We start from the raw sequence: 6,368 nt of genomic DNA, 5'->3' as shown, positions 1-6,368 counted from the left end.
GGGTAGCATCGACGAACCAGCCTGCGCCTTGGGCAGATCGATCGATTAGAATTGTACCACCTGTGGCTAGTCCGGTGGGGCTGAATTTGGTGACTTGAGCGTGGGCAATTTCGCCGTTGGCGAGGTCGGTAATCTCAAAGTTGACATCTAGTTGGCGATGGTCGGGGAGGAGGCTTTGCCAGAGGTTGACGGCGGTGGATTCAACTCTTGAGAGTTGTTCGAGGGTGAGGGGTTGCGCGGAGCGCAGGGTGTCGGGTGTGGGGTTTAGGGTGTCGGAGGGGTGTTGGGGGGAAAGGGTAAGGGGTAAAGGACTTAGTACTAATTGATTAATCCTGTCTATCCTTAAATCCTTAAATCCTGATAGGTGTTGGAATGTATCGTTGGGGTTGTCGCCTGTGACGATTGAGAGAATTTGTCGATCTGTTGGATGGTTGAGTGGAGCGAGGGTGGGTTGGGGCTGAAGGGGAAGGAGGGTGAGGGGATCGTGTTGTTCTACTGGTAAGAGATTGGGGATATTTGAATGAGGTTGTAGCTGTTCTCCCTGGCGATTTTCCACGATTTTACCCTGACAATGACGATTAGCGTACTCCAACTTATATTGTATTTGGGCTGTACGATCTATGCCTGAGTGGGATTACAGATCGAGGGTACGTTTAAAAAACATCTCCTTTTGCGCAGTTTTACGTAAGTTATCAATTTATCTTCAATCTGCGAAAAATATGCTAGCTTAGATAAACATTCCTTTTTCGTTGTGTCTAATGCCCCTGATGTCCATTCCAGCATTCAACGAATTTGGTTATTTACCACCAGGGATTTATGAGACTTCGTGGCTGGAATTCATGAAACGCTTCGCTATCAATCCCCAGAGACGACGACTGGCAACAGGTTTAGCCGCAGCCCTGCGGAAGTTAGGCATCGCGGGTTGTCGTAGAGTTTTAATTGGTGGTAGTTTCGTTACTAGCAAGGAACATCCCAACGATTTTGATGGTTGGTATGAAAGTTTTGGACTAGATCTCGATCTTCTCGACGCGCTATTTTTGGAGGATGTTGAGTCTCAGATGGAAGTGCTTGGGGGGACTTTATTTAGTCCACCCAGCTATGAGGGCTTCTTTCAAACTGACAGGGAGGGACGATCGAAAGGTGTCATTGGATTAGATCCCCAGGAAATGATTATTTAGCCAGGAAGAAAGCGATGATTCAAAACGAACGTCAATATAGAGTTACGCAAACTAAGTTACGAGAATTTGAGCGGGATTTGGCAAGTCTCGATCCGCCAGATCCCAGTCTCCACACCCGTCAAGTTGTTGGTTGGACGAATAGCTATAAGTTGACAATTCGCCAATTGAAGCAGGAATTAGCTGAATACGAACAACTCAAAAGTGGTAATATTGTGACCTTTGTATTGGGTTCGCTGAACGATTTACCGACTACGTTAATTAAGGCGAGAATTTCGGCTGGGATGACTCAGAAGGAATTGGCGGATAAAATTGGCGTTCGAGAACAGCAGATTCAAAGGTATGAAGCTAGTTTGTATAGTTCTGCTAGTTTCGATCGATTGCGAGCGATTGCTACTGCTTTGAATATTGAAATTACTCAAGCAGTTATGCAGCGAGGGGCGGCTTGTTTTTAGGACGGAAAATTAGACTCCGCTCTAAAAGCCCAATTATCAATTATTAATTAATTTAACTACTCTTTGATATTCAATCGCGATCGAATGTCCAGATCTAATCGGCGTTAAGCGAGTTTCTAACACATAAGGCACCGAAGTAGGTAATCTTTCTAGATAAGGCAACCACCAAGTTTTCTCATTAATAGCGGTATGCAAATCTCGATGACCATCGTTATCGGAAATATGTATTTCGAGTAGGCGATCTCCGAGCAGATCGATCGCCTCTAATCGATGTTCTTGCCAGAGATTGAGATGAGCCAAATCTAACACCCATTTCAGATCTGGTAAAATTTTGTGCAAGCGATCGATCGAGTTAAGATCGTCTAAAAAATAGCGGCGATTTTCAGTGCGAATGGGATACATTGTTTCGATACCCAGTTCGATGTTATGACTCGAACATTGTGTTCTCAACCATGCCAAATTAGTTAAAAATAGATCCCAAGCAGCTTCAGGACAATCTGTATAACTACCAGGATGAACTGAATAAGCCGTAACAGACATTTTCGCCAACCATTCAATTTTGCGTTGAAAGTAATCGCGATCGATTTTTTTAGCTAAATTAAAGGGGCGATGAATTGGCTCCCAAACAAAAGCATGGTGAGCGCGGAAGATCGTACCGGAGGCTCGGTATTCAGCAATAGCTGCGGCTGCATCTGGATCGGGTTTGACACCAATGGCTAGTTCGACATATTTAATCCCTGCTGCGGTAATATCTGCCAGAGCTTGGCGCGTAGAAATTCCACCGCAAGCAGATAAACTTAGATAGATAGTTCCCATAAGTTATGTTTCCCTTCTGGTACTAAATTATAGGTAAATTCTACGGTTGATGGTTGTTGGGCTAATAATAGGCAGCAATATGTAATTAGGTAACTAAGCTCTTTAATTAGTAACCGATCTCTTGGAGTGTAATTGTCAGAAAAATCTTTAACTTGCCAAGAAATTAAGTCAGCAATCTCGGTAAAAGACTCGTGCCGATAATCATTAAAACCATAAATTTTTAGTATTTGAATATCTGTAATGTCGCTTATCTTTTCATCCCAAGCTACTTTAATATTAAAGCTGTAGCTGGCATAAGTGTTTTCGTCGTCGTAGTCATCGGGTTCAAACGTTTCTGTGTAAGCAAATACCCGCAACGATCGATCGAAACGAGCGAGCGACCAATTCGATACGATATCCTCTACTTGGGACGTTTTATCTCGATCGTATGTGGATTTGACGTTGAGATATCGATCGAAAAATTCTTGAAATCTAGCTGTTTTCAGTAGAAACCGCGCATCTGCACCAATTGCTGTTTGTAGTTCTTGCAGTGCTTGCGATTACCTACGGTAGGCTCTGCCAACGATCTGCTAGTAGAGTCGCTTCTTGGTGGCGAATGCGATCGAGTTCGTTATCGACTCGTTCGCGGAGTTGGGTGAGTAATGGCTCGACTCGCTCGGCATATTGCTGTAGGAGTGAGTCGTAGCGCAGCAGTGGATTTTGCTCGGCGTTCATAAGTTGGCAGCGCGATAGTTCTTATATATTATCAAACAATTGTACTATTGTTGCTGGAGAACATGTCAAGCGTTGGCAGAACCTCTCAGTATAAGAATCGTGCCTTCTTCCCCTTTACCCTTTTCAATAAGTCTTACTTATCACCATAACTGCTGGAGAGCCAGCGGATCGATCGATTAGAATCGTACCACCGAGAGCGCGTCAAGACAGACAGTGGACAGTTGACAACGAATTGCCCCAGTTACAGTTGATAATCGATCGCGAACTGCACTTACTACACTTGACAGCGATCTGCTCCTGTGTCAACTGTCTATTGTCACTTGCGGTCAAATCGATGATAGTGGCGAGCTAATTCCTGCATCTGCTTAGACTGATAGTTTAATTGTATTAGTGCGATCGCCGACGAACCCCCAAGTGTTCTAGATTTGTTGTTAGGCACAAAATTTGCTTGAATAGAATGGTTGATATTTTAAACTTTCGATCGGATGATATTGGAGCCTATTCATTGTCCCAGGTGTGATGAAATTGAAGTAATTAAGCATGGTAAAACAGCCCAAGGTAAACAGCGTTATCGCTGCCAACAACTGGAATGCGAGCGCGGGACATTTATTTGCGATTATAGTTACGCTGCCTACTCACTCCAGGTACAGCAGCAGATTGGTGAGATGGCAATTAATGGTAGCGGTATTCGAGATACAGCAAGGGTGTTGGGAATAAGTCCTACGACTGTAATTGAAAACCTCAAAAAAAAGTTCCAAGTTGCAAGCAGTGAATGAGGTGGTATTGGAGCGGTTGAAACCGAATCAAACGATCGTTCGGCTTTGCTGTGCGGATGATGCAGATGTGGAGGCAGAATTAGATGAGATGTGGAGTTTCGTACAATCCAAGCGGCAACAAAGGTGGTTGTGGTGGGCAATCGACCATGTAAGTGGTGATGTGTTAGCTTATGTACTGGCAGACCGAAAGGATAAGGCTTTTATTGAGCTAAAATCTCTATTAGAACCATTTGGGATTACGCAATTTTATACTGATGGATGGGGTGCTTACGAACGGCATATAGATCCTGTGTTTCATACTGTTAGCAAACGAAATACGCAAAAAATTGAGCGCAAGCATTTAACTTTGCGAACGCGGATTAAACGATTGGCTCGAAGGACGATTTGTTTTTCTAAGTCAGTTGTGATGCATGATGTGGTAATTGGATTGTTTATCAATCGTGTCGCTTTCGGTTTAAACATTCCTTAAACAACATGTCTGGAACATTACCCTTCGGAAATACCTGGACGAATTAATTTAACTATCGCGCCTGGTTTAAATTTCGCGCCTAAAATCTGGGCGGTGACATATTTACTATCGCCACCTCGATCTGTGACAATATCGGTAATCCGTCCTAATAAGCGATCCTGCTAGCCTCTTTAATAGTTTCTAGATCTAACTCTAATAATTCAGCTATTTCTTGAATGCTCAATCCTTTTGCTAATAACTTCGGGACAATTTTTAACTTACTTTCCTTTTCAGCCTGTTGATAAATTTCAGTATTTCTAAGTTGCTCTATGTCGAGATTTGCCGAGCTTTCTTGAAACAATTCTGGGCAATATTCTTCTAAGTTAATTAAAAATTGTTCGGGGGTTAATGTGGCAAAGTGTTCTGTCATTATTTTGGTTGCCGCTTGAAAATCTAGCATATTTCAAATGATTCCTTCTGTTTCAAGTAAATCTATTTCAAGTAAATGACATTCTTCAATTAAATCAGTATTTGTCACAGCTATTTGAACGTGGGCTAGATCGAAAATTGCTGAGTTGGGAAAGATATGCTCTCCTTCTACAAATACCGCTCTAATTACTTCGACATCTTGTCCACGACGATGCAGCATTTCGGTGGTGTAGTTGAAGAATTCACAATCTAGACGATGAGCTTTGGAATGCTGTGGGTTTTGTTGGGGTAGGGGGCGATTGGTCAGGCGATATTGTTCTCTAAAGGAATTGTAGACGATTTTTAGGGGTGGAAACCACTTAATGTCTAGTAAGTCTATACAGTTATCTAGTCGAATTAGAGCGCGGATGACGGCGGGCTGTTGTGGATGTTGTTGAGTTGCCCACTGCATGGCTCGAATTGGCGCATCTTGGAAAAAATATACTCCTTTACCCAACCAGTCATAGTCGTTGTCACTTACTTTAAATCCATTAGTGAGGATTGAGTTGGCTTTCGATCGACTGGTTCCATGATAACCTAATACTCGGATTGGCTCTGACATTCTTGAATTGGCGATCGGTAGTTAAGGATCTGTATTACTTTATCACTGGATCGCTCGATCGAGTTACCATCTTTACTATCGATCGAGAGTTAACTGCGATCGACTGTAATAAATCAAGCGAGTATCGAGTTGTTCCGATCTTCGCGATCGACAACCAGCGAGTTATCCCTATATTATCGTAGTGCATTTACTCAGTACTCCAGAGGCTATTGAGGAGGGAGAGATCTAATGCGGAGGGGAGTTTGCGAATGCCTGGTTTGAGGCTGGTGTTCATGAGATCGTAGGGGTAGAGGGTGCTATCGAGGTGGGAGCCGTCGGGGGTGAGGGTGATTTTAGCTCCAGTGGGTGAATCGGTGGTAATGAATTTGCCGTTTTTGATGTGTTTGTCGAATTCGCTGTAGCCGTTAATGATGCCGAAGGTGTGCCCCATTTCGTGGAGGATGGCGGTGAGGAGGTCGTATTTACCAGAGGCTGCGCTGTTGGGGGTGGCTTGGAAGTAGTTGTCTACTCCAGTGAATTCGCTATTATCCTGTGGTGTGCTGTCGATGAACCAGCCGACTCCGTTGGCATCGTCGTCGATGCTGATGGTGGCGGTTTTGGGGGTGCCGTTGGGGTTGTAGCTGGTGATGGTGCCTTCGGCTAGTTGTCCGGTGGGGAGGTTGGTAATGGCAAAGTTGAATTTAATTGAAGTGGTAGAATTAAATGGGTTACTCCAGATGTTTGCTGCTATAGATTCAATGTTGAATACTTGGGGATTTGAATTTTGAGAAAAAAGCTCAGTGTTGAGGAACTGTTGGCTCGTTATGCTGCTGGGGAGAGAGAGTTTCCAGTTGTCTGGATTGGAGCGGATGATGCTGTCGATCTCAGTGGATGTGAACTCAGTGGGATTAATTTGGAAAGGAGTTTCTTGGCTGTTGTCTAAATGAACGGAGCTATTATCCGCAATGCCAATCT

The 6,368-nt window shown here is 43.8% G+C and carries 10 protein-coding genes and 1 pseudogene; 4 read left to right on the top strand and 7 right to left on the bottom strand.

Going from position 1 to position 6,368, the window contains the following annotated elements; translation table 11 throughout:
* The coding region (locus RMO55_RS11130) for a hypothetical protein (protein ID WP_310426545.1) at positions 1 to 556 on the bottom strand (556 nt) is incomplete at its 3' end.
* A gap of 211 nt (positions 557 to 767) precedes the next feature.
* Here RMO55_RS11130 and RMO55_RS11125 point away from each other — a divergent pair.
* On the top strand, positions 768 to 1,178 hold the full coding sequence (locus tag RMO55_RS11125) for a DUF6932 family protein (RefSeq protein WP_310426544.1): 411 nt from the start codon (positions 768 to 770) through the stop codon (positions 1,176 to 1,178).
* Positions 1,179 to 1,192: 14 nt separating this feature from the next.
* Positions 1,193 to 1,630: a helix-turn-helix transcriptional regulator gene (locus RMO55_RS11120; protein WP_310426542.1), complete on the top strand. Its 438-nt coding sequence runs from the start codon at positions 1,193 to 1,195 to the stop codon at positions 1,628 to 1,630.
* A 36-nt stretch (positions 1,631 to 1,666) separates the two neighbouring features.
* Here the strand turns inward: RMO55_RS11120 and RMO55_RS11115 are convergent, their stop codons facing one another.
* The 3 genes from RMO55_RS11115 to RMO55_RS11105 all read right to left on the bottom strand — a co-directional run bounded on the left by RMO55_RS11115 (position 1,667) and on the right by RMO55_RS11105 (position 3,160).
* A complete protein-coding gene (locus RMO55_RS11115) occupies positions 1,667 to 2,446 on the bottom strand; it encodes a TIM barrel protein (protein WP_310426541.1) in 780 nt (259 codons plus the stop codon).
* Entirely contained in the window at positions 2,428 to 2,802 is a 375-nt protein-coding gene (locus RMO55_RS11110; protein WP_310426539.1) for a hypothetical protein, read from the bottom strand. The genes RMO55_RS11115 and RMO55_RS11110 overlap by 19 nt, the downstream gene beginning before the upstream one ends.
* Before the next feature lie 187 nt (positions 2,803 to 2,989).
* Positions 2,990 to 3,160: a hypothetical protein gene (locus RMO55_RS11105; RefSeq protein WP_310426538.1), complete on the bottom strand. Its 171-nt coding sequence runs from the start codon at positions 3,158 to 3,160 to the stop codon at positions 2,990 to 2,992.
* Between the two features lie 485 nt (positions 3,161 to 3,645).
* Between RMO55_RS11105 and RMO55_RS11100 the strand changes: the two genes are divergently transcribed.
* Both RMO55_RS11100 and RMO55_RS11095 read left to right on the top strand, forming a co-directional pair.
* The gene (locus RMO55_RS11100; protein WP_310426536.1) at positions 3,646 to 3,936 is read left to right on the top strand and encodes an IS1-like element transposase; all 291 of its coding nucleotides are present in this window, start codon (positions 3,646 to 3,648) and stop codon (positions 3,934 to 3,936) included.
* The gene (locus RMO55_RS11095; RefSeq protein WP_310426534.1) at positions 3,929 to 4,405 is read left to right on the top strand and encodes an IS1 family transposase; all 477 of its coding nucleotides are present in this window, start codon (positions 3,929 to 3,931) and stop codon (positions 4,403 to 4,405) included. The genes RMO55_RS11100 and RMO55_RS11095 overlap by 8 nt, the downstream gene beginning before the upstream one ends.
* Before the next feature lie 145 nt (positions 4,406 to 4,550).
* Here the strand turns inward: RMO55_RS11095 and RMO55_RS11090 are convergent, their stop codons facing one another.
* The 3 genes and pseudogenes from RMO55_RS11090 to RMO55_RS11080 form a co-directional block, all read right to left on the bottom strand.
* A complete protein-coding gene (locus tag RMO55_RS11090) occupies positions 4,551 to 4,844 on the bottom strand; it encodes a hypothetical protein (protein WP_310426532.1) in 294 nt (97 codons plus the stop codon).
* Positions 4,845 to 4,847: 3 nt separating this feature from the next.
* Positions 4,848 to 5,414, bottom strand: coding sequence for a hypothetical protein (locus tag RMO55_RS11085; RefSeq protein ID WP_310426530.1), 567 nt, complete (start codon positions 5,412 to 5,414; stop codon positions 4,848 to 4,850).
* Between the two features lie 187 nt (positions 5,415 to 5,601).
* Positions 5,602 to 6,368, bottom strand: a pseudogene (locus RMO55_RS11080) (hypothetical protein); the annotation flags it as partial.

The organism is Chamaesiphon sp. VAR_48_metabat_135_sub (genome assembly GCF_031418915.1).
Taxonomy (GTDB): Bacteria; Cyanobacteriota; Cyanobacteriia; order Cyanobacteriales; family Chamaesiphonaceae; genus Chamaesiphon.
This window is presented reverse-complemented; position numbering and strand designations above follow the sequence as displayed.

What these genes read in the sequence shown, in the direction of transcription:
- RMO55_RS11125 (WP_310426544.1), top strand. Translation starts at nt 768, where the DNA reads ATGTCCATTCCAGCATTCAACGAATTTGGTTATTTACCACCAGGGATT.
- RMO55_RS11120 (WP_310426542.1), top strand. Translation starts at nt 1,193, where the DNA reads ATGATTCAAAACGAACGTCAATATAGAGTTACGCAAACTAAGTTACGA.
- RMO55_RS11115 (WP_310426541.1), bottom strand. Translation starts at nt 2,446, where the DNA reads ATGGGAACTATCTATCTAAGTTTATCTGCTTGCGGTGGAATTTCTACG.
- RMO55_RS11105 (WP_310426538.1), bottom strand. Translation starts at nt 3,160, where the DNA reads ATGAACGCCGAGCAAAATCCACTGCTGCGCTACGACTCACTCCTACAG.
- RMO55_RS11100 (WP_310426536.1), top strand. Translation starts at nt 3,646, where the DNA reads ATGATATTGGAGCCTATTCATTGTCCCAGGTGTGATGAAATTGAAGTA.
- RMO55_RS11090 (WP_310426532.1), bottom strand. Translation starts at nt 4,844, where the DNA reads ATGCTAGATTTTCAAGCGGCAACCAAAATAATGACAGAACACTTTGCC.
- RMO55_RS11085 (WP_310426530.1), bottom strand. Translation starts at nt 5,414, where the DNA reads ATGTCAGAGCCAATCCGAGTATTAGGTTATCATGGAACCAGTCGATCG.